Raw genomic sequence first — 21,271 nt, forward strand, 5'->3', positions numbered from 1 at the left:
AGCCGGTCAATGTGGACCGGTTGCCGGCCGGTCAGCCATCCAACTTGCGGCGAACGCCCTGAGATCGGGAAAGAAACGCCCGAACGTCTGCCTCAGGGCTACATCCTCCGCCAGCAAAAGCGGCATGGCATCGGCCACCGGGTTCGCCCGCGAGAGCCGCTGGGATATCCCGCGCAGCGCCTTGCCGATCGCCTCGGCGTTCCGATAGCCCGCCGGCAGGTCATTGGCGTCCATGTAGCCCAGGAACCGCTTCAGGTGGTCCGGCAGCAGCGCATCCGCCTCGTGCAGCTCCTGGCGTAGCCGGGTCGAGTAGGTCTCCAGCGGCACGTCGGACCAGCGGGCGAAGTCGCGCGCCAGGCAATGGTCGAACCACATGTCCAGAAGGATCCCCGCGTAGCGGCGGAACGGCGCGGGCATACGCTCGCGGGCGGCACGAACTTCCTCATGCCGGTCGGTGAAGCTGTCGATGGCCCGGTGCAGATAGATCCCGTCGCGGACGCGCGGCGGCAGGTGGTCGCCGGGGGTGCCGTGCACGAAGTCCCCCATCGTTCCGCCCAGCCGCAACGCCGCGTCGTCACCCGCCAGCAGGGCGTGGGCGAGGACGTTCATGGCGTGTCACTGCCGCGTCGCGAACGGCCACCGGTTATCATGGAGGGCATGAGCGCACTTCAACCTACAGCGCCGGAGCATTTTCCGGACGAGACCGTGAGCTTCGCGCTGGCGGGTCCCGCAGGCAAGCTCGAATGCGAAGCCAAGCCCAGCGACGCCGAACTACGCCGCGATGCCATCGCCGTCATCTGCCACCCGTTGTCCACCGACGGCGGCAGCATGCACAACAAGGTGGTCACGATGGTCGAGCGCTCGCTACGCGAGTCCGGCCTGGACACCGTCATCTTCAACTTCCGTAGCGTCGGTCAGTCCGAAGGCGAGTTCGACGGCGGTGAGGGTGAGAGCGACGATCTCGCCGCGGTGGTCGACTGGGCGCGTAAGGCGCGACCGGGCGCCGCGCTCTGGCTCGCCGGCTTCTCCTTCGGCAGCTACGTGACCCTCCGCAACGCCGTGCGCCTCGACGCCCGTGCGCTGATCAGCATCGCGCCTCCCGCCGCCGGTCGCGGCTGGGATTTTTCACAGGTCGAGCTGCCCGCGTGCCCGTGGCTGGTGGTCATGGGCGACGCCGACGAAATCGTCGAGCCGCAGGCCGTCTACGACTGGATCGAGAGCATCCCCGACGCGCAGCGGCCGCATCTGGTGAAGATGGAGGAGACCAGCCACTTCTTCCACCGCCGTCTCATGGATCTGCGGGGCGCCATCAAGAACGCGGTCAAGGAATGGCCGCCCGCGCCGCGCGCCGCATGAACGGCACGGCAGCGACACCCGGCGAGCGTTACCGGGACGGCATCGCGGGCCACCGGTGGGAATCCGACCCCGCCCAACTGCCGGTGATCACCGAGTTCGACCGGCTGCACGCCGGCCTCTGCGCGCCGGTAGCGGCGCCGGCCGGGGGCTTGTTCGGCCGCCTGCGCAACATGCTCGGCAGCGAGCCGCGTCAGGCGGTTCCCGGGCTTTACCTGTGGGGAAGCGTCGGTCGCGGCAAGACCTTCCTGATGGATCTGTTCGTTTCGAGCCTCGCCCCCGGGCTGGCGCTGCGCCGGCACTTCCACCGTTTCATGCTGGAGGTTCACGGCATGCTGCGCGAGCTGGGCGAACGACAGAACCCGCTCGACGAAGTGGCCGGGCAGCTCGCCGCGAAGTGCCGGGTGCTCTGTCTCGACGAGTTTCTCGTGTCGGACATCGGCGACGCCATGATCCTCGCCGGCCTGCTCGACGGCCTGTTCGCCCGTGGCGTCACGCTCGTCACCACCTCGAATACGCCGCCATCCGGGCTCTACAAGGACGGCTTGCAGCGTGCGCGTTTCCTGCCCGCCATCGCGGCGATCGAGAAGCACTGCGTCGTCCACGAGATGGTCTCGCCGCGCGACTGGCGGCTGCGCGCGCTCAGCCAGGCGTCCGTCTATCTGGTGCCGCCCGGCCTGGAAGCCGAGCATTCGCTGACGCGGATCTTCTCGGGTCAGGCGCAGGGCGACACGATCGACGGTGGCGAACTCGCCATCAACGGACGCGAGGTGCCGGTGCGCAAGCGTGCCGGGAACATCGTGTGGTTCGATTTCGCCGCGCTCTGCGAGGGGCCCCGTGCCGTCGCGGACTACATCGAACTGGCCAGGGCCTACCCCGCCGTCATCGTGTCCAACGTGCCTCAGTTCACCGTCTTCACCGAGAATGAAGCCAAGCGCTTCGTGCTGCTGGTCGACGAATTCTACGACCGCCACGTCAAGCTGGTGATATCCGCCGCGGCGCCGATCACCGAGCTCTATGACGGAACGAAGCTGCGCGCGGAGTTCGGTCGTACCGAGTCACGGCTGATCGAGATGCAGAGCGAGGACTACCTCGGGCGTGACCATAAGCCTTGATCCAGCGTGGACAGCGACGGCTGGAAGGCCGCATGCTTGGGGCCTCATGCTTTACGGGCGGGGTCACCCGCGCCACCTGACGAGGAACGCCATGGAACATTGCGAGCTGATTCCGGGTCGCGGCATTCGCCGCGGCGACACCGACATTTTCTTTGGCATGACGCGCAAGAAGCTCCGCGACGCGCTCGGCTGGAAGTCCGGTGGTGACAACATCTGGGACGATGAAGACGAATACAGCGACGCCGAAGGCAACGACTGGGTCCGGCTGCGCTTCCTCGACGACAAGCTTTGCGACATCGAAGTCATGGGCGGCCAGCTCACCCACGAAGGCATCGATCTGCTTCCCACCAGCATGCCCGCGTTGCGCGCGGCCCTGAAGAAAGGCGGCATGGCGCTGGAGAAGACGGAGTGGCTGTCCGAAGGGCACGACTGCGTCGACCTGCAGATCGTCGTCGCGTCCAGAGACGATATCGGCGACGCGGGCGACGAGATCGAATGGGTCATCACCAGCAGCGACTTCCGCGTCGAATGATCGGCCGTGGCGCCATGATGGCAGGGCGCCTGCGCGCCGCTTCAGGTGCCCTGCTCGCGCTGTTGCTCACAGCTTGCGCCTCCGCGCCGGCCATCGCGCCCCAGCACAGTCCGCTGGCTCATTGGACACCATCGCCGAACTTCAACGCGCGCAAGCCCCAGCTCATCGTGCTTCACCACACGTCCATCGGCGATGCGAGCGCCGCGCTCCGCGTCCTGCGCACGCGCAACAGCGAAGGCCCGGTCAGCGCGCATTACCTGGTGGAAATGGATGGCCGCATCGACCAGCTGGTCGATGATGGCAACCGCGCCTGGCATGCGGGTGCGGCGCGCTGGGGCGACATGACCGACCTCAATTCATCGTCGATCGGCATCGAGATCGACAACGACGGGGTGTCGCCCTTCACCGAACCGCAGATCCAGGCACTGATCAACCTGCTCGCCGACCTGACCTCACGCCTCGGCATCCCGAGACAGGCCGTGGTCGGCCATGGCGATATCGCGCCGGGCCGCAAGAACGACCCCAGCGCGCTCTTCCCGTGGGCCACACTGTCACGCTACGGCTTCGGTCTGTGGCCCGATGCCGCGCTGGTACCCGCACCGGCCGGCTTCGACAGCCTCGCGGCCATGCGCCTTGTCGGCTACGACGTCTCCAATCCACGCAACGCCATCATCGCGTTCCATCGGCACTATCGCGCCATGGAGACCGATGCGCTGGACGTGACCGACGCGGCGATCCTGTATTCGCTTCAGCGCAAGCTGATGGCGCCGCGTCAGTAAGCGAACGACGCGAACGCGGCGATGGTCCGGTCCACGCCTTCATCGTCGATGTCCAGATGGGTCACGAGGCGGACCGACGGCAGATAACCGATGCTCAGCCGCACGCCGGCATTCGCCATACGCGTGGCGAGATCCTTCAGCCGCGGGGCCGGAACGTCGACGAAAACCATGTTCGTGTGGCAACCGGTGACATCGAGGCCGTCGATCGCGCGCAGTCCGTCAGCGAGTCGCGCGGCACGGGCATGGTCGTCGGCGAGGCGCTCCACGTGGTGATCGAGCGCGTACATCGCGGCGGCGGCAAGCATGCCGGCCTGACGCCAGCCGCCACCGGCGACCTTGCGCCAGCGGCGGGCGCGTTCGATCAGGGCCGTGTCGCCCAGCAGCACCGAGCCCACGGGCGCGCCCAGGCCCTTCGAGAGACAGACGGAGACGCTGTCGAAACCTGCGACGACATCGCGTGCCGGGCGACCGTAGGCGGTGGCCGCGTTGTAGAGGCGCGCGCCATCCAGATGCAGGCCGAGACCGCGACGGGTCGCGACTTCGCGCGCCTGCGCCAGATAGTCGAAAGGCAATGCCCGACCGTGCCAGGTGTTTTCCAGCGCCAGCAGGCGCGAGCGGGCGAAGTGCGGGTCCACCGGCTTGATCGACGCCTCGACCTTATCCAGCGGCAGCGTGCCGTCGGCGGCCTGCGGAATCGGCTGCGGCTGGATCGAACCGAGTACCGCCGCGCCGCCGCCTTCAAAACGATAGGTGTGGGCATCCGCACCCACGATGTACTCATCGCCGCGCTCGCAGTGAGCCATCAGCGCCAGCAGATTGCTCTGCGTGCCGGTCGGCACGAACAGCGCGGCGGCAAAGCCGAGCTCACCGGCGAGGCGCTCCTGCAACGCGTTGACCGTGGGGTCTTCGCCATAGACATCGTCACCGACCGGCGCACGCAGCATGGCCTCGCGCATGGCGTCGGTGGGACGGGTAACGGTGTCGCTGCGCAGATCGATGAGGTTCATGAGCGTTGTCGGCAAGGAAGACGTATCGCTGATGGTACGCGAAGCCGTTCACGAATCAGTGGCCGACGCCGCGGCATGCTTGTCCGATGATCACTATCGTCATGGGCGTCTCCGGCAGTGGCAAAAGTACGATAGGCGAGGGCCTGGCCGCGCGCCTTGGCCAGCCTTTCGTGGATGCCGACCCTCTTCATCCCCAGGCCAATCGCGACAAGATGGCCCGTGGCATTCCACTCGACGATACGGACCGCCAGCCCTGGCTGGAGGCCATCGTCGCCGAGATGGATCGCCATCGCGCGCTCGGCGAATCGATGGTGCTGGCGTGTTCGTCGCTGAAGAAACGCTATCGCGATTTCCTGCGGCATGGACATGAGGATGTGCGCTTCGTCTACCTGCATGCTTCGCGCGAGTTGCTGGCGGAACGGCTCGGTCATCGTAGTGGACACTTCTTCGATCCGACCTTGCTTGACAGTCAGCTGGCGACGCTGGAGGAACCGTCAGCGGATGAAGCGCTGCGGATCAATGTGGGAATGCCTCCGGCCGAGGCGATCGAGAAAATTATCCTGGCGGGGTGTCACACTGAGTAAGACGCGTGGCGGTTGACGCGTGGCGGTTCTAGCCGCGGTAGTGACTCGGTGGCTTGCCCAGCGCCCGCCGGAACATCGTCGAGAAACTCGCCGGACTCTCGTAACCCAGATCCAGCGCGACCGTCGTCACCGTCGCGCCCGCGCCGAGGCGCGGCAACGCCGCAAGCAGGCATGCCTGCTGCCGCCATTGCGCGAAACTCATGCCGGTTTCCCGCCGGAACAGCCGCGTAAAGCTTCGCCGGTGCGTACCCAGCTCATCCGCCCAGTCGTCGATGCCCTCGGTCATCCGCGGGTGCTCCAGAAAGCGCGCGCAGCGCTCGGCAAGCCGCATATCGGTAGGGAGCGGTAACGCCAGCGGTATCGTCCGCGCCCTGCCCACTTCGGCCACCAGCAGCGACATCAGCATGCCGTCGCGGCCGACCAGATCGTATTCGCGAGGCACCTCGACCGCCGCGACCAGCAGCGCGCGCAGCAGGGGCGAGACGGCAAGTACCCGGCAGACATCGCCCAGCGGGCTCGCGGCATCGTGTTCGATGTAGACGCTGCGCGTGCTGACCGTGCCGATCATGCGCACGGAATGGGGAGTATTGGCCGGAATCCACACCGCGCGCTCCGACGGCGCCAGCCACGCCCCGTCGGGCGTGGTCACCGCGACCGTGCCGGCGGACGCGTAGAGCAGCTGGCCGCGACGGTGCCGGTGCGTCGCCAGCTCGAACGACGAGGGATATTCGTTGCCGCTCGATACGACCGCCCGCGGCGTATCGTCGAAGACGTCGCGAAACGGGATGTCCGTGGTGTCCCGATCTCCAATACTCATGACCCATATCCTAGCGCGGGACAGGGTGGCATCGTGTTCTCATAGGTCTCCCCCGCCCCAGGACACCCGCATGCAAGCGCCCGCGAGCGCCGCGGCAGACACGCCGCGCGCCGACCCGACCGTTTACGGCGTCATCTTCGCTATCAGCTTCTGCCATCTGCTCAACGACATGATGCAGTCGCTGCTGCCCGCCATCTATCCGGGTCTCAAGGCCGGTTTTCATCTGGACTTCGGCCAGATCGGTCTGATCACGCTGACCTACCAGATCACCGCGTCCATCCTGCAGCCGCTGGTGGGCCTCTACGCGGACCGCCGTCCCACGCCGCTGGCGCTGCCGGGCGGCACGCTGTTCTCGCTGGCCGGTCTGCTGGTGTTGTCGGCGGCACATACCTACCCGATGCTGTTGATCGGCGCGGCGTTGCTCGGCATGGGCTCGTCCGTGTTCCACCCCGAATCCTCGCGCGTGGCGCGAATGGCCTCGGGTGGTCGTCATGGCCTGGCCCAGTCACTGTTCCAGGTCGGCGGCAACGCCGGGCAGGCACTGGGTCCGCTGGCGGCGGCGATCGTGGTGGTCCGCTGGGGTCAGTCGAGCCTGGCCTTCTTCGCCATGCTGGCCCTGCTCTCCGGCGCGGTGCTGTGGAACGTCGGCCAGTGGTATCGCCATCACGGCCTGCCACGCCTCAAGGCGAGCGCGGGCAAGCACGCGTCCATCGCGCCGAGCAGCAAGGATGCGAAGCGCGGCATCGCCGTCCTTCTCGCGCTGATCTTCTCCAAGTACGTGTACCTCGCGAGTCTGACGAGTTACTTCACCTTCTACCTGATCCACCGTTTCAACGTGTCCGTGCAGAACGCGCAGCTGCACCTGTTCGTGTTCCTCGGCGCGGTGGCCGTCGGCACCGTGCTGGGTGGCCCGCTCGGCGATCGCTTCGGACGCAAGCGGGTGATCTGGTTCTCGATCCTCGGCACCCTGCCGTTCACCCTGTTGCTGCCGCACGCCAGCCTGTTCTGGACGGCGCCGCTGACGGTGGCGATCGGGCTGATTCTGGCCTCGGCGTTTCCGGCGATCGTGGTGTTCGCGCAGGAGCTGGTGCCGGGTAAGGTCGGGATGATCTCGGGATTGTTCTTCGGCTTTTCGTTCGGGATGGGCGGGCTGGGTGCCGCGGGGCTGGGCGAGCTGGCCGATCATCTTGGGATCGAGGCGGTTTATCAGGTCTGTGCGTTTTTGCCGTTGACCGGGTTGTTGGCGGCGTTTTTGCCGGAGCCCAGGAAGCCCTGATCCTGCAGGAGCGCGCCTCGCGCGCGACATCGGCATGGCAGACCGATCGCGCGCGGGGCGCGCTCCTACACGAGCGCGCCCCGCGACGTTTTTTATTTCGGCAAGGCGTACGCGATCACCCAGTCGCCCTGCTTCGTGCCCAGGGAACCATGTCCGCCGGCGACCACCAGCAGGTACTGTCGACCGCTGCTGTCGGCATAGGTCATCGGCGTTGCCTGGCCGCCGGCCGGCAGACGCGATTCCCAGAGCTTTTTGCCCGTACGGACGTCGTACCCACGCACGTAATAGTCGAGCGTGCCGCTGAGGAAGGTGACACCGCCAGCCGTGGTCACCATACCGCCGAGGCTGGGCACGCCGAGCGGCATCGGGATCGGCAGCGGCGCGCTGTCGATGATGGTGCCGTTCTTGTGCCGCCACATCATCTTGCCGCTGCGCAGGTCCACGCCCGCGACATAGCCCCACGGCGGCGCCTGGCACGGAATGCCCAGCGGCGACAGGAAGGCCGACAGCTCGATGCCGTAGGGAATGCCTTCGGCTTTCTTGACGCCCTCGGTCTCGCTCTTCGCCGGGCCGACTTCCATCTTCGCCAGCTCTTCCTTCGGAATCAGCTTCGACTGGAAGGCCATGTAACTCGGATTGATCAGCATCAGCTGGCGGGTCGGATCGACCGACACGCCACCCCAGTCGAACACGCCGAAGTTACCCGGAAACACCAGCGATCCCTGCAGCGAGGGCGGAGTGAACATGCCGTCGTAACGCAGCGAGCGGAAACGAACGCGGCACCAGAGCTGATCCAGCGGCGTGGTGCCCCACATGTCCCGCTCGCGTACCTGCGGCGGCGCGAAGTTCAGGTCGGACAACGGCTGCGTGGGTGCCGTATGGTCGCCCGCCACGGCACCCTGCGGGCGCGGTACTTCCTGAATCGGCACGATCGGTGTCCCGTCGCGGCGGTCCAGCACGTACACACTGCCCTGCTTGGTCGAGGCGATCACCGCGGGCTTTACGCCGTCCGCGGTCTGCAGGTCGATCAGCGTCGGCTGGCCACCCACATCCATGTCCCACAAATCGTGGTGGGTGAACTGGTAGTTCCACTTCACCTTGCCCGTGGCGACGTCGAGGGCGACGAGACCTGCACTGTACTTTTCCGACGTCGGCGTACGACCGCCGCCGAACTGATCCGGCGTCTGGTTACCCATCGGCAGATAGACGATGCCGAGGCCTTCGTCGACGCTGAAGAGCGACCAGACGTTGGGCGAGTTGCGCGTGTAGATGCCGTCGGGCCCGATCGGCGCGGTCGCGTCCGGATTGCCCGGATCCCAGTTCCAGACGAGGTGACCGTCATGCACGTCGAAGGCACGGATCACGCCGGACGGCTCGTTGGTCGACTCGTTGTCGGTCACGTGACCGCCGATGATCACGAGGTCTTTCGTCACCGCGGGTGGCGACGTCGAGTAATAGCCACCCGGAGTGAACGGGCCGACGTTCGTCCGCAGGTTCACCGTCCCCTGCTGGCCGAAGTCCGTGCACGGCTGGCCGGTGTCCGCGTCGAGCGCGATCAGGCGCGCATCCGCCGTCGGCAGGAACAGACGGCGCGGGCAGCTTGCCGTGGCGATGGCCGACGGCGGCAGCGGTGCGGTCGACGCGACCGCCGGCACTCCGGCCGCCGTGGTCGCCGGAGCGGGAATCACCGCCGCCGCATACTTCGCATCGTCGTGATAGGACACGCCGCGGCAGGTCATGTGCTCCCAGTGTTTGAAACCGACGGGGCTCTGGATCTTCGGGTCGAACTCCCAGCGCTTCTCACCGGTGGCCGCATTCACCGCGATCACCTTGCTGTGCGGCGTGCACAGATACACGGTGTCACCGATCTTCAGCGGCGTGTTCTCGGCCGTGGTCTCGGCGGGGTCATCCGGGCCGGGCACGTCGCCGGTCTGGATCTTCCACGCCACCTGCAGCTGGCCGACGTTATCGGGGGTGATCTGCTTCAACGGCGAGTACCGCTGACCGTAGGGCGAGCCGCCGTAGTCGGTCCAGTCGCTGTCCGGACGCGCGGCACGGTCGCCCTGCGGTCCCGAGACATCGGCCATCGGAAGCTCGCCCGGCTGGTCGTGGTCGGTATGCAGCGCGCCGACGATGCCGACGGCGGCAACGATCAGCAGCGAAAGAAAGAGAAAACCGCCGCCGGTGCCGCGTGCCGTTTCGCCAAAGCGATCGTGACCAAGCCCGCGTCTCGGCCAGGGCAGCAAGAGCCATAAGCCGAGCACGAACCAGACATCCAGGCGCGGCAGAAGCTGCCACCAGTCCCACTGCACTTCCCACACGGCCCAGGCCGCGGTGGCGATCAGCAGCAGGGCGTAGATCGGTACGGCGAGCCGTACGCGGAACAGCAGCAGCGCGGCGACCAGCAACGTGATCGCGCCCGCCGCCAGGTAATACACGGAGCCGCCCGACCCGAAGAGGCGGATGCCGCCCAGCAACATCACGGCGCCCCAGAGGGCGAAGACCAGCGCGCTGAACAGCGTCGCCGGGTGGAATCTCCTGACTCGGTTCATACGGACTCACTCATGGCGTCGGCCCTCCCCCGGCGGACAGATTCGTGCGGAAGACGTGAATCCGAGGTGGAGGCGCGGATGAGCCGGATCGTGTCCGGAGTCATCCTTTCGCGGGGCTTACATCGCCGCGTTTCCGGCGAGCTCCGCGATCATCGTTTCCCGCATCAGGTATTTCTGCACCTTACCCGTGACCGTCATCGGAAACGCGTCGACGAAGCGCACGTAATGCGGCACCTTGAAGTACGCCAGATGCTTGCGGCAATAGTCCTGAATCGACGCGACCGTGGCCGGCGAGCCTTCACGCAGACGAATCCATGCGCATACCTGCTCACCCAGCCGCGGGTCGGGCACGCCGAACACCTGCACGTCCTGGATGTCCGGGTGGCCGTAGAGGAACTCTTCGATCTCACGCGGATAGATGTTCTCGCCACCGCGGATGATCATGTCCTTCAGCCGGCCGACGATGGTGCAGTAACCGGCATCGTCCAGCGTCGCCAGGTCGCCCGTGTGCATCCAGCGCGCCTCGTCGAGCGCCATGCGCGTGTTCGTATCGTCGTTCCAGTAGCCGCGCATGACCGAGTAGCCGCGGGTCAGCAGTTCACCCGTCATGCCTCGCGGTACCACGCGGCCCTGCTCGTCGACGATCTTTACCTCGACATGCGGATGCACGCGGCCCACCGTCGACACACGCAGGTCGAGCGGGTCTTCCGGGATCGTCTGGAAGCTGACCGGGCTGGTCTCGGTCATGCCGTAGGCGATGGTCACCTCGCTCATGTGCATCTCACGAACCACGCGTCGCATCACCTCGATCGGACAGGGCGAGCCCGCCATGATGCCGGTGCGCAGCGAGCTGAGATCGAACTCGTGGAAGCGCGGATGCTCGAGCTCCGCGATGAACATGGTGGGCACGCCGTGCAAGCCGGTACATCGTTCCTCGGCCACGGTCTCCAGCGTCGTCAGTGCGTCGAACCCTTCGCCCGGGATGACCATGCAGGCGCCGTGCGTCACGCAGGCCAGATTACCCAGCACCATGCCGAAGCAGTGATAGAACGGCACCGGAATGCAAAGACGATCTTCCTCGGTCAGACGCATGGCCTCACCGATGAAGAACCCGTTGTTGACGATGTTGTGGTGGGTCAGCGTGGCACCTTTGGGCGCACCCGTGGTGCCGGAGGTGAACTGGATATTGACCGCGTCGTCGAAGCCCAGCTCGGGTTCGATCGCCCGCAGGCGTGCGCGTGCGGCGTCGTCCGCGCGCAGGTCCTGCCAACGCAGCGTGCCGGGGGCGGCTTCATCGTCCAGCAGGATGACGTGGCGCAGATCGGGCAACGCAGCCGCGCGCAGACCGCCCGGCGGGGCGGAGGCCATCTCGGGTGCGAGACCGGTAAGGATCTCCAGGTAATGCGAACTCTTGAAGACGCGGGGCAGGATCAGCGCGCGACAACCGACCTTGTTCAACGAATAAGCCAGTTCGTGAGAACGATAGGCCGGGTTGATGTTGACTAGGATCAGTCCGGCTTTGGGCGCCGCGAACTGGGCCACCACCCACTCCGCGCGATTGGGCGCCCAGATGCCGACGCGATCGCCCGGATCCAGACCGAGGGCGAGCAGCCCGGCCGCCACGCGGGCGACTTCGGCCTGGAACTCCGCATAGGTCCAGCGCACACCCTGCTGACGCACGACCAGCGCGGGCCGGTCGGGCCAGCGCCCGGCGATACGGTCGAGCAGCGCGCCGACCGTCTCCCCGAGGAGGGGCGTGGCGCTTGCGCCGTGGACGTAGCTGGGAGCGTGGTGCATGCGGGGTCTCGTGCCGGTGCGATGACACCAGCATAAAACACCCTCAGGCGAACTCCACCCACGCATCGCTGCCGGTCGCGGCCGGTGCGGTCGCCTTGCCGACCTGACCGAAACGGGCATCGTGCGCGGCGCGTTCGGCGGGCGAGGCTTTCAGCGCCGGCCGCTCGACCGCGTCCACGGTGAAGAACGCCACCTGATCGCGCAGCGACTGGGCCTGGTCCTGCATCGACTTGGCGGCGGCCGCGGCCTCCTCGACCAGTGCCGCGTTTTCCTGGGTGACCTGATCGATCTGTGCGATCGCGGTATTGACCTGATCCACGCCTGCCGACTGCTCGGCACTCGCGGCGGCGATCTCCGCGACGATATCGGTGACCTTCTTCACGCTGGCGACGATGCTCGCCAGGGCGGTCGACGACTGCTCGACCAGCGATGCACCCGCTTCGACACGCTCGCCGCTCTCGACGATCAGGCATTTGATCTCCCTGGACGCGGACGCGCTGGACTGGGCGAGGCGGCGCACCTCGGCGGCGACTACCGCGAAGCCACGCCCCTGCTCGCCGGCACGTGCCGCTTCGACCGCCGCATTCAATGCCAGCAGATTGGTCTGGAAAGCGATCTCGTCGATCAGGCCGACGATGTCGGCGATGCGACGACTGGAATCACCGATCTGGATCATCGCGTCCATCGCCTGGGCGACGACGTCGCCGCCCTTCTCCGCTTCGCCACGCGCATGCCGGGAGAGGCGATCCGCGGCGACGGCGTTCTCCGCGTTCTGTTTCACCGTCGCGGTCATCTCTTCCATCGACGCGGCGGTTTCTTCGAGGCTGGACGCCTGTTCCTGCGTGCGCTGCGACAGATCGTCGTTGCCACGGGCGATCTCGCCCGAGGTGGTGGACACGACATGTGCGCCTTCCTGTACCTCGGTCACGATGGACGACAGCGTGCCGCGCATGCGCTCCAGCGCACCGAGCAGGCTGGCGGGCGCGAACGTGGTGCCATCGGTGCGCAGATCGCCCCCGGCGATACGCCCGGCGATCTCCACCGCGTCACGCGGCTCACCGCCCACCGTGGTACGGATGCTGCTCATGGACAGCCAGACGATGAACATCGCGAGCACCGCGATGATGCCCGACTTCATCAGGTCGCGTTTCAGCTGCGCGGCGAAGGCGGCGTCGATATCATCGAAGTAGGCACCGGAAATCAGATGCAGATCCCACGGCTTGTACCACGACGAGTAGCTGATCTTGTCGCGCAGTTCCTTCGTCCTGGGCATGATCTGGGTGTAACGGGTAAAGCCGTGGCCGGCGGCCGTATCCGCCTTCAGCATGGCTTCGTAATGGTGAAAGCCCTTGCCATCCGCATCGTCGCGGATGTTCTTACCGATATCGTCGTGGCGCAGCGGATGCATACGCATGGCCAGCGTCGAATCGAAAGCGAACACGTAGCCCTTGCCGTCGTCCCAGCGCATCGACTCGACCGCCTCCAGGGCGGCGACACGTGCTTCGACGTCGCTCATCTCACCCTTGGCGGCTCGCGCGTGGTAGCCGTCGACGATGGCGATCGCCGCGTCCACGTGCTGGGTCAGCGTGTCCTGCAGGTCGCGCATCTGCACCGCGCGGCTTTCGACGCCCGACATCACGGTCTGCGCCAAGAGGCCGAGCACCACGACCGTCATCACCATCCACACGCGCGTATTCAGCCGCGTGCGGCCAAACCAGCTTTTTATCGACGACATGCCCCTCACCCCCGTGATTCCCCGTATAGGCGTTATCGGCAAGCCGGGCGTCAAACTTTATTGCAGAGATGTGAAGGGACAATGCCGCAGCGCATCATCCAGCGAAGAGCAGGCGCGCGTCCCGCGAGCGAGCGACCTACGGCGCGGCAAAGCGATGCCGCCCCGAGGAAACCACCACCTCGGGCCGCCCCGGCAACCGCACCACCGCCTCCGCACCCACCGGCACAAGCACCTCGGCCACCACCTTCTCACCCTCCTTGCGCCAGGCCACCGAAGCCTCGCCATAAGGCGTCATAACCGATGCCGATGCGTGGTCCAGCCATGCTGTCAGCGCAGGACGCACCTCGAACCGACGCCAGCCCGCCTCCAGCGGCCGCAGGCCCGCGACATCGCCAAAGAGCCAGTCGTCCACGGTGCCCAGGAAATAATGGCCCCTGGAGCGCGACGCGAGCTTCCAGTGCTCCCACAAGCTGGTCGCCCCGTGGTCGCGCCAGAACCCCCAGCTCGGAAACGTCGTCTGCGTCGCGATACGCCAGGCTTCATCGGCGTGACCGGTCGCGGTGAGCACCGGCAGAATCACCTTCGTCGCGAGCGCACCCGTGTCGAGGTGATCGCCCCGCGCTTTCGCATCCGCCGCCACGCCGGCGGCGACCCGCTCGCGCAACGCGTCGGGCACGAGCCCGAACGACAGCGCCAGCAGGTTGTGCGCCTGGCGGTAGCCGCTGTCCCCTTCCCCACGGTACCGGGCGGCGTCGCGGTCGAGGAAGCGCGCGTTGAACGCATCGCGCACGATCGCCGCCTTCGCGTCGAAACCCTTCGCGCGCTTCGTGTCGCCGAGGAGACGATACATGCCCGCCACCGTACGCTCCATGCCATAGAGGTACACCGTGGCGGCGACATGCTTGTCCTCGGGAGCGTTCTCGCCACCCGGATCGGTCTCGGGACTGACCCAGTCACCCAGTTCGGTGTCCGCGATGCCTCCCGGCGACCGGGCGTCCTCCATCGCGACATAGCGTGAGATGCCATCGAGGTTCTCCTCGACGGGTCGACGGTCTCCCGTCTGCATCCACAGCGACCAGGGAATGAACACGTACGCCGAGTGCCAGGTGGGCGCGCGCGCCTTGCCCCAGCCGGGGTTAGGTGCGATCAGCAACGGGGCGCCATCGGGCCCGCGCGTGTCGGCGATATCGCGGACCCATTTCGCGAGCAGGCGTCCCGTGTCGAGGTTCCGCAGGAACATGTCCGCGCCGACCATGCCGTCACCAGTCCAGCCATTCTTCTCGTACATCGGCGTATCGGTCGGAATGCCGTAGAGATTGTTGAGCATGGTGTCGACGGCCGCGCGATGGATCCAGTTGAGCAAGGCATTCGCGCTGTCGAAGCGCCCTGTCTCGGCGACATCGGTGTGTATGACCTGTGCGGTCACCGCGCCGGGAAGCGGCTTGCCGCCAGGCCATCCATCGACCTGCACATAGCGAAAGCCCTTGTACGAGAAATGCGGATGCCAGTGCTCACGCCCGCCAGCCAGCGTCAGCCGGTCGGTCTGAAAACCCTGTCTGAAATAATGATGCTCATCGCGCGCGTCGACCGTGCCGTCGGGCATCAGCTTCTCACCGTAGTGCGCCGTGACCGTCGCCCCCGACGGTCCCGACACGTCGAACGTCGCCCAGCCGGCGATAACGCGCGGAAAAGCGAAAACATACGTACCGGGTTTCGGCTCCGTCACCTCGACGGCGTTCAACGTATCCACGACCCGTATGGGCTGCTCGGTCTGCGCGACGAGCGTTCCGCGCGGAGCGGGCAGCTCACTTGCGGCGGCCCATGTCGACGGAGATGCGAGACGCGCATCGTAGTTTTCGCCGCCGTAGAGATCGTCGAGCCGCGTCGGGCCATCGGCGAGCTTCCACGCCGCGTCGCTGACGATGTCCTGCCGGTGACCGTCGGCATAGCGGATGCGCAGCAGTGCTCGCAGGCGCGGCTGCCCGTGCCACGGAGCCTTTTCCCAATGCCAGACGTTGGGGTTGGTCATCCCATAGAAGCCGCGGCCGAGCTCGGCACCCAGCGTATGCTCACCGGCATCGAGCCGCACGTCGGTGGCGACGACGTCCACGCGCTTGTCGTAGTCGGTGAAGCCGGGCGACAGCACCGCGTCGCTCACGGGCTGCCCGTCGATCGACATATCCGCGTATCCGCCAGCCGCCACGTAGAGCGTGGCGCGATCGACCTTGCCGTTTACCCGAAACGTCTTGCGCAACAGCGGCGCGGGCAGGCTCGTGGCGTCCGCCTTGCCGATCCAGCGCGCGCCCTGCCAGCCTGACTCATCGAGCGCGGTGTCGAAGTGCGAGCTCACCACACCCTGGCCGTCCGACGTACGCACCTCCGCACGCCAGTCGTAACGCTCGCCTGGTGCCAGCGCGGGTCCCGCGTAATCGATGTCGAAGGATCGGGTCGAACGTACGTCGCCGCTGTCCCACACGGTTTTCCCGGCTCGCGTGACGACGATGCGATAGCCCGTCTGCACCGTGCCGTTACGATCGCTCCGGACGATCCACGAAAAACGTGGCTTGGCCACGTCGACATACGTGGGAGTGTCGCTGCGCTCGACGCGTGGCGCATGGACGGTGACGGTCGCATGGGCCAGCGGAGCGAAGGGTAGAAGAACGAAAGCGAACCGGCGGAGTGCGTGCAAGCGGGTGGCCTCGGGCGCGATGACTTCCGAGCATATCGCGAAGGCACAGTGAGGAGGCCGCACACATCCATCTAACGTGCAAAGGTTTATCCCTTTCCCACCTTCGCCACCGGAGCCACGTCATGAAGACCGCCATTGCCGGCATCGTCCTCGCCGCCACACTTGCCTCGGGCAGCGCCGCCGCCGCCCAGCTCGACAGCCTTAAGGGCATGATGGGAGGTTCCGGGTCGCTCACCTCGGGCAGCGCGAGCAACGCCGCCGGCATTCTCCAGTACTGCATGACCAACAACTACCTCGGCGGCGACAGCGGCGCCAGCGGGGTCAAGGACAAGCTGCTCGGCAGCCTGAGCGGCGACCACCAGGCCGCGGACAACGACGCCGGCAGCTCGTCGACCCGCTCGATGCTCGGCAAGTTCACCGGCGGCTCGAACAAGAAAACCGACACCGCGCCCACCCAGGACAAAGGGTACCTGGATGGCGCACGGGGCATCCTGACCTCGGGCGACGGCAAGTCGCTGAATCTGGGTGGCGCCAGCGGCGCGTCATCGGGCAACGGAGACCTGAAGGCGCAGCTCACCCGCAAGGTGTGCGACGCCGTACTGAAGCAAGGCAGGAAGATGGCCGGCATGTAACGAACACTGACAGTGCGTGGACGGCGTATGGACGCGCCGCCCCGTACACCTGAAGTCCTCCCCACCCAAGAGGACTTCCCCATGACCGATGTCATGAACGACCCGTATGCGATGCGCGACCCACGTACGCAGTATCCGCAACCCGACTTCTCCAAACAGCCGCAGCCCGCGCCGGGTCTCGCGAAAGAGATGTCACCGAAACCCGATCATGGCGAAACCAGCTATCGCGGCAACGGTCGCCTGAAAGGCCGGAAGGCACTGGTGACCGGCGGTGATTCCGGCATCGGCCGCGCGGCGGCGATCGCGTTCGCGCGGGAAGGTGCCAGTGTGGTGATCAACTATCTTCCGTCCGAACAGAAGGATGCCGACGAGGTCGTCGCGCTGCTCAGCGGCGAAGGTCACACCATCGTCGCCGTGCCGGGTGACCTGAGCGACGAGGCGTTCTGCAAGGATCTGGTCAAGCGCACCGTGAAGGAACTCGGTGGCCTCGACATCCTCGCCAACGTGGCAGGCCGTCAGCAGTTCAGTAAGTCGATCGACGAACTGGACACCGCGTCGTTCGAAGCGACGTTCCGCACCAACGTCTTCGCGCTGTTCTGGCTGAGCAAGGCTGCGCTGGAACACATGCCGCCGGGCGCGACGATTGTCAACACGGCCTCGATTCAGGCTTATGAGCCGTCGGACATCCTGCTGGACTATGCGCCGACGAAAGCGGCGATCGTCGCCTTCACCAAGGCATTGTCGAAGCAGGTGATCGAGAAGGGCATCCGCGTGAATGCCGTGGCGCCGGGTCCGGTCTGGACACCGCTGCAGCCGAGCGGTGGTCAGCCGCAGGAGAAGGTGGTGGAGTTCGGCAAGAACGTACCTCTGGGACGTCCGGGCCAGCCGGTGGAATGTGCGCCACTGTACGTGTTGCTCGCCAGCCAGGAGTCGAGCTTCATTACCGGTGAGACGTACGGGGTGACGGGGGGCAATACCCTGCCCTGACTTCCGGTGTCGTCCTCGTGGCGGCCGGTGCACTGGCCGCCGTCAGCCCCGGGTAATCCGTCCCAGTGCTTCCATCAGATCGGCGACGCCGTAGGGCTTGATGATGACCGCCGTATGCGAATCGCGCTGAACGCCATTCGCCAGGTGATCGCCTGTAGCGAAAATCACCGGTAGCTCCGGCTGGTTTTCGCGCAGGCGCTCCGCCACTTCGACGCCGCTCATGCCGGGGAGGCCCACATCGGCGAGCAGCACGTCGATGCCCTCGACACCGTGCAGGCGGATCGCCTCGTTGCCGTCGCCCGCCTCGAACGCCGTGTGCCCGCGGCTTTCCAGCATCTCCGCGATGGACATGCGGATCAGCGCATCGTCCTCGAGGACGAGAACACGCAAAGGCCGCAGCGCGGCGGAAGACGCTGAGGAACCGGCAGCGGGTGCCGATACCGTTTCGGCGATCGTGCGCGGGACGCGCGAGCTCAACAACTGACGCACACGCCGTGCCAACTGCTCGCGCGTGTACGGCTTGCTGAGCAGTTCAACGCCTTCGTCGAGACGGCCGCCGTGGACGATGGCGTTCTCCGTGTAGCCCGAGGTAAACAACACGGCGATCCCCGGCTGACGCTCGACGGCTTTGCGCGCCAGCTGCGGACTGCGCAGCGGACCGGGCATGACCACGTCGGTAAACAGCAGGTCGATGGCGATGCCACTTTCGATGATCGACAGGGCGCTCTCCGCGTCGCGCGCCTTAAGCACCCGATAGCCCAGTTCACCCAGCATACCCACGACGGTCTCGCGCACGGCTTCATCGTCTTCGGCGACGAGGATCGTCTCGTCACCGCCGCGCACCGCTTCTTCCTCGATGGCCACCACACGGTCTTCGCTCTGCATCGAACGCGGCAGGTAGATCTTGACCGTGGTGCCCTCGCCGGCCTCGCTATACATCTTGACGTGGCCGCCGGACTGTTTGACGAAGCCGTAGACCATCGAAAGGCCCAGGCCGGTTCCACGCCCTTCCGGCTTGGTCGTGAAGAACGGGTCGAATACCTTGTCGAGGATGTCGTGCGGAATGCCGGTACCGGTATCGGTCACGGCAAGCATGACGTACTGGCCTGGACGCAGGTCGCCGTGCGCCGTGGCATAGGCCTCGTCGAGCAATGCGTTGCCGGCTTCGATGGTGAGCTTGCCCTGCCCGTCCATCGCATCGCGCGCATTGATCGCGAGATTCAGCAGCGCGTTCTCGACATTGGACGGATCGACCAGCGTGTTCCACAAACCGCCGGCAATGACGGTCTCGACCTCGATGGCCTCACCCAGTGCGCGGCGCAACAGCTCGTCCATGTCGCGGATGAAGCGACCGATGTTGACGACCTTGGGGGCGAGGGGCTGACGCCGGCCGAACGCGAGCAACTGGGCGGCCAGCTTGGAGCCACGCGTGACGCCGGCCATCGCATTGGCGACGCGCCGCTCGGCCCGTTCGTTGCCCGACACATCCGCGCCAAGCAGCTGCAGATTGCCGCTGATGACTTGCAGGAGATTATTGAAATCGTGCGCGACGCCACCGGTCAGGTTGCCTATCGCATCCATCTTCTGCGCCTGGCGCAGCTGTTCCTGGGCGGCGCCGAGTTCAGCGTCGCGTGCGCGCTCGCTGGTGACGTCACGCGCCACGGCGAAGATCATGCCCTCACTGGGCACCGCCCGCCAGGACAGGTGCCGGAAGCCACCGTCCGCGGTGCGGTAGCGGTTCTCGAAACGGAGCGTAGCCACACCGTCGGCCAGCTGCTCGGTTTCCTCACCGGTGCGCCCGGTGTCGTCCGGGTGCACGAAGTCCAGATAGGAGCGACCGATGGTGTCGCGCTCGCTCCAGCCGAGGATCGCGGTCCACGCCGGGTTGACCGAGAGCAGGCGGGTGTCGGTGTCCGCGACGACGAGGATGTCGCTCGACAGGCGCCAGATGCGGTCCCGCTCCAGCGTACGTTCGGCGACCTGACGCTCCAGGCTGTGCGCGAACTCGAGCAGCTCGGCCTCGGCGCGACGTCGCTCCACCGCGACCCGGGTGCGATGGGCGACCTCGCGGACGAAGTCGATCTCTTCTTCCGGCCACTCCCGCGGGCTCTCGTGATTCAGATAGAGCAGCGCCACCGTGCCGCCACGCTCGGTCACCGGCATGTTGATGAACGACGTGGCGCTGATCGACGCCAGCGCGTCCGCCGTATGGATCGTGCGCGGGTCCTTGTACGCATCGGAGACGACCGCGGTACGGCCGGCCTTGATATCGTCGATGTAGGACCCGTATTCACGGAAGTTGAGGACACCGGCGATCGTGACGATGCCCGGCGCGTTCCAGTCGCGCTCGATCGTGATGGTTTCCGCGATCGTGTCCACCGAGCCATAGCCCGCACGGCTGACACGAAGCGCGCGGCCGAGGACCTCGGCCACGCGGTAGGCGATCTCGGCGGGATCTTCGACTTCGCGGAGTATGTCGCTGACCTCGATCAGCGCGATGCGGCGCTCTTCGATGGTGCGCGCGGCCTCGGTCTCCCCGGACAGCGGCCGGACGCTCACGACGAAGGACGCCTGGCCCAGCGCCGAAGCGCGCCACGGCTCGATCGAGACGCGCCAGGTGGCGCCCTCCACGGAACCCAGGGCCAGCTCACGGATGCCCCCGGCGTCAGCGAGCGACAAGGCGGTCTCGAGGCGAGACCGGCTTTCCTCGTTCCACCAGGTCAGAAAGCCGCAGGCACCCGCGTCGCGGAGACGTGCCGTCATCCAGGCATTGGCATACAGGAGCTCGCCATCCGCCGTGACGGCGGTGAAGCCGTAGGGCAGCGCATCGAACGCATCGGTGACCAGGGCATGTTCCTGCAGCGCGAACGTCGAGGTCATCTAGCGAGCGATCCTATGAAAGAACGCAGATGTTATCGGTTAGTGGTCATAAGCTTTGTGTAGAAGGTCTTCACAAAACCCTCATGATCCCCTCCGTCGCGTCGCGGGAAAGGGGTTGCAAAAAATCACTTGCGAAGGATCAAGCACATAGCGGCGACACCCTACATCTTGTGTTGACGCTGCCAACCTCCGCCTATATGGTGTGTCCCGTTGGTGTCCGGAGAGGCGCGACTGCCCGTCGGACTTAATAGGGAATCCGGTGCGAATCCGGAACTGCCCCGCAGCGGTAAATGGAAACGATCCCGTTCAATGCACTGGTCCTTCAGGGGCTGGGAAGCGACGGGTAGGCGGACCGAAAGGCCCTTGTCCATGAGTCCGAAGACCTGCCAGCAATCGGTGCCCGGGCGGCCTCGATAGTGGTGACGGCTTCCGCGGGGAAGCACGTCGCGGACCGGAGCCCCTTCGCGGCGCGCTCCGTCCCCGGCCGTTTCCCGCATCAGCCCCATCCCTCACGAGCCAGCCGACCGGGAACGGGT

At 66.3% G+C, this 21,271-nt stretch carries 16 protein-coding genes and 1 riboswitch; of the genes, 8 read left to right on the plus strand and 8 right to left on the minus strand.

Features of this window, described 5'->3' with window-relative positions:
- Positions 1 to 6: 6 nt before the first annotated feature.
- The gene (locus tag B5X73_RS04315) at positions 7 to 609 is read right to left on the minus strand and encodes an acyl carrier protein phosphodiesterase (RefSeq protein ID WP_079520706.1); all 603 of its coding nucleotides are present in this window, start codon (positions 607 to 609) and stop codon (positions 7 to 9) included.
- A 48-nt stretch (positions 610 to 657) separates the two neighbouring features.
- On the opposite strand from B5X73_RS04315, the gene B5X73_RS04320 reads away from it, so the two are divergent.
- The 4 genes from B5X73_RS04320 (at position 658) to B5X73_RS04335 (ending at position 3,779) form a co-directional block, all read left to right on the plus strand.
- Positions 658 to 1,356 (plus strand): alpha/beta hydrolase, encoded by a 699-nt coding sequence (locus B5X73_RS04320; RefSeq protein ID WP_079520707.1) that lies wholly within the window; start codon positions 658 to 660, stop codon positions 1,354 to 1,356.
- Positions 1,353 to 2,468, plus strand: a complete 1,116-nt coding sequence (gene zapE / locus B5X73_RS04325; RefSeq protein ID WP_079520746.1) for a cell division protein ZapE — start codon at positions 1,353 to 1,355, stop codon at positions 2,466 to 2,468. The genes B5X73_RS04320 and zapE overlap by 4 nt, the downstream gene beginning before the upstream one ends.
- A gap of 91 nt (positions 2,469 to 2,559) precedes the next feature.
- Positions 2,560 to 3,000, plus strand: coding sequence for a hypothetical protein (locus tag B5X73_RS04330; protein WP_043691826.1), 441 nt, complete (start codon positions 2,560 to 2,562; stop codon positions 2,998 to 3,000).
- Positions 2,964 to 3,779 carry an N-acetylmuramoyl-L-alanine amidase gene (locus B5X73_RS04335; protein WP_254857220.1) on the plus strand — a complete coding sequence of 272 codons (816 nt, stop codon included), beginning with the start codon at positions 2,964 to 2,966 and terminating at the stop codon, positions 3,777 to 3,779. The genes B5X73_RS04330 and B5X73_RS04335 overlap by 37 nt, the downstream gene beginning before the upstream one ends.
- Here the strand turns inward: B5X73_RS04335 and ltaE are convergent.
- The gene (ltaE, locus tag B5X73_RS04340; protein WP_079520708.1) at positions 3,773 to 4,786 is read right to left on the minus strand and encodes a low-specificity L-threonine aldolase; all 1,014 of its coding nucleotides are present in this window, start codon (positions 4,784 to 4,786) and stop codon (positions 3,773 to 3,775) included. The two genes, B5X73_RS04335 and ltaE, sit on opposite strands and share 7 nt — an antisense overlap.
- A gap of 86 nt (positions 4,787 to 4,872) precedes the next feature.
- Between ltaE and B5X73_RS04345 the strand changes: the two genes are divergently transcribed.
- Complete coding sequence (locus tag B5X73_RS04345) at positions 4,873 to 5,370, plus strand: gluconokinase (protein ID WP_079520709.1); 498 nt, start codon at positions 4,873 to 4,875, stop codon at positions 5,368 to 5,370.
- A gap of 28 nt (positions 5,371 to 5,398) precedes the next feature.
- Here the strand turns inward: B5X73_RS04345 and B5X73_RS04350 are convergent, their stop codons facing one another.
- Complete coding sequence (locus B5X73_RS04350; RefSeq protein WP_079520710.1) at positions 5,399 to 6,187, minus strand: AraC family transcriptional regulator; 789 nt, start codon at positions 6,185 to 6,187, stop codon at positions 5,399 to 5,401.
- 70 nt (positions 6,188 to 6,257) lie between these two features.
- On the opposite strand from B5X73_RS04350, the gene B5X73_RS04355 reads away from it, so the two are divergent.
- A complete protein-coding gene (locus B5X73_RS04355) occupies positions 6,258 to 7,463 on the plus strand; it encodes an MFS transporter (protein ID WP_079520711.1) in 1,206 nt (401 codons plus the stop codon).
- A gap of 92 nt (positions 7,464 to 7,555) precedes the next feature.
- Here B5X73_RS04355 and B5X73_RS04360 read toward each other — a convergent pair whose 3' ends face one another.
- The 4 genes from B5X73_RS04360 to B5X73_RS04375 form a co-directional block, all read right to left on the minus strand.
- Positions 7,556 to 10,015 carry a glucose/quinate/shikimate family membrane-bound PQQ-dependent dehydrogenase gene (locus B5X73_RS04360; protein WP_079520712.1) on the minus strand — a complete coding sequence of 820 codons (2,460 nt, stop codon included), beginning with the start codon at positions 10,013 to 10,015 and terminating at the stop codon, positions 7,556 to 7,558.
- A 117-nt stretch (positions 10,016 to 10,132) separates the two neighbouring features.
- The gene (locus tag B5X73_RS04365; protein ID WP_079520713.1) at positions 10,133 to 11,812 is read right to left on the minus strand and encodes an AMP-binding protein; all 1,680 of its coding nucleotides are present in this window, start codon (positions 11,810 to 11,812) and stop codon (positions 10,133 to 10,135) included.
- A gap of 43 nt (positions 11,813 to 11,855) precedes the next feature.
- A complete protein-coding gene (locus B5X73_RS04370; protein ID WP_079520714.1) occupies positions 11,856 to 13,547 on the minus strand; it encodes a methyl-accepting chemotaxis protein in 1,692 nt (563 codons plus the stop codon).
- Positions 13,548 to 13,683: 136 nt separating this feature from the next.
- Positions 13,684 to 16,236 carry an alpha-L-rhamnosidase gene (locus B5X73_RS04375; protein WP_139382648.1) on the minus strand — a complete coding sequence of 851 codons (2,553 nt, stop codon included), beginning with the start codon at positions 16,234 to 16,236 and terminating at the stop codon, positions 13,684 to 13,686.
- A 122-nt stretch (positions 16,237 to 16,358) separates the two neighbouring features.
- Between B5X73_RS04375 and B5X73_RS04380 the strand changes: the two genes are divergently transcribed.
- Both B5X73_RS04380 and B5X73_RS04385 read left to right on the plus strand, forming a co-directional pair.
- Positions 16,359 to 16,868, plus strand: coding sequence for a DUF2501 domain-containing protein (locus B5X73_RS04380; protein WP_079520716.1), 510 nt, complete (start codon positions 16,359 to 16,361; stop codon positions 16,866 to 16,868).
- An 81-nt stretch (positions 16,869 to 16,949) separates the two neighbouring features.
- On the plus strand, positions 16,950 to 17,855 hold the full coding sequence (locus B5X73_RS04385) for an SDR family oxidoreductase (protein WP_043691809.1): 906 nt from the start codon (positions 16,950 to 16,952) through the stop codon (positions 17,853 to 17,855).
- Positions 17,856 to 17,897: 42 nt separating this feature from the next.
- On the opposite strand, the gene B5X73_RS04390 is transcribed toward B5X73_RS04385, so the two are convergent.
- Complete coding sequence (locus tag B5X73_RS04390; RefSeq protein WP_079520717.1) at positions 17,898 to 20,735, minus strand: hybrid sensor histidine kinase/response regulator; 2,838 nt, start codon at positions 20,733 to 20,735, stop codon at positions 17,898 to 17,900.
- A gap of 194 nt (positions 20,736 to 20,929) precedes the next feature.
- A riboswitch (cobalamin riboswitch) is annotated at positions 20,930 to 21,141 on the plus strand.
- Positions 21,142 to 21,271 lie beyond the last annotated feature (130 nt).

This window comes from Luteibacter sp. 22Crub2.1, from assembly GCF_900167995.1.
In the GTDB taxonomy this organism is placed as follows: Bacteria; Pseudomonadota; Gammaproteobacteria; order Xanthomonadales; family Rhodanobacteraceae; genus Luteibacter; species Luteibacter mycovicinus.

Excerpts from the sequence above, each read along its gene's own strand:
- B5X73_RS04320 (WP_079520707.1), top strand. The coding sequence starts at position 658 with ATGAGCGCACTTCAACCTACAGCGCCGGAGCATTTTCCGGACGAGACC.
- B5X73_RS04335 (WP_254857220.1), top strand. The coding sequence starts at position 2,964 with ATGGGTCATCACCAGCAGCGACTTCCGCGTCGAATGATCGGCCGTGGC.
- B5X73_RS04330 (WP_043691826.1), top strand. The coding sequence starts at position 2,560 with ATGGAACATTGCGAGCTGATTCCGGGTCGCGGCATTCGCCGCGGCGAC.
- B5X73_RS04345 (WP_079520709.1), top strand. The coding sequence starts at position 4,873 with ATGATCACTATCGTCATGGGCGTCTCCGGCAGTGGCAAAAGTACGATA.
- B5X73_RS04365 (WP_079520713.1), bottom strand. The coding sequence starts at position 11,812 with ATGCACCACGCTCCCAGCTACGTCCACGGCGCAAGCGCCACGCCCCTC.
- B5X73_RS04380 (WP_079520716.1), top strand. The coding sequence starts at position 16,359 with ATGAAGACCGCCATTGCCGGCATCGTCCTCGCCGCCACACTTGCCTCG.
- B5X73_RS04360 (WP_079520712.1), bottom strand. The coding sequence starts at position 10,015 with ATGAACCGAGTCAGGAGATTCCACCCGGCGACGCTGTTCAGCGCGCTG.
- B5X73_RS04355 (WP_079520711.1), top strand. The coding sequence starts at position 6,258 with ATGCAAGCGCCCGCGAGCGCCGCGGCAGACACGCCGCGCGCCGACCCG.
- B5X73_RS04385 (WP_043691809.1), top strand. The coding sequence starts at position 16,950 with ATGACCGATGTCATGAACGACCCGTATGCGATGCGCGACCCACGTACG.
- B5X73_RS04390 (WP_079520717.1), bottom strand. The coding sequence starts at position 20,735 with ATGACCTCGACGTTCGCGCTGCAGGAACATGCCCTGGTCACCGATGCG.
- B5X73_RS04370 (WP_079520714.1), bottom strand. The coding sequence starts at position 13,547 with ATGTCGTCGATAAAAAGCTGGTTTGGCCGCACGCGGCTGAATACGCGC.
- zapE (WP_079520746.1), top strand. The coding sequence starts at position 1,353 with ATGAACGGCACGGCAGCGACACCCGGCGAGCGTTACCGGGACGGCATC.
- B5X73_RS04315 (WP_079520706.1), bottom strand. The coding sequence starts at position 609 with ATGAACGTCCTCGCCCACGCCCTGCTGGCGGGTGACGACGCGGCGTTG.
- ltaE (WP_079520708.1), bottom strand. The coding sequence starts at position 4,786 with ATGAACCTCATCGATCTGCGCAGCGACACCGTTACCCGTCCCACCGAC.
- B5X73_RS04350 (WP_079520710.1), bottom strand. The coding sequence starts at position 6,187 with ATGAGTATTGGAGATCGGGACACCACGGACATCCCGTTTCGCGACGTC.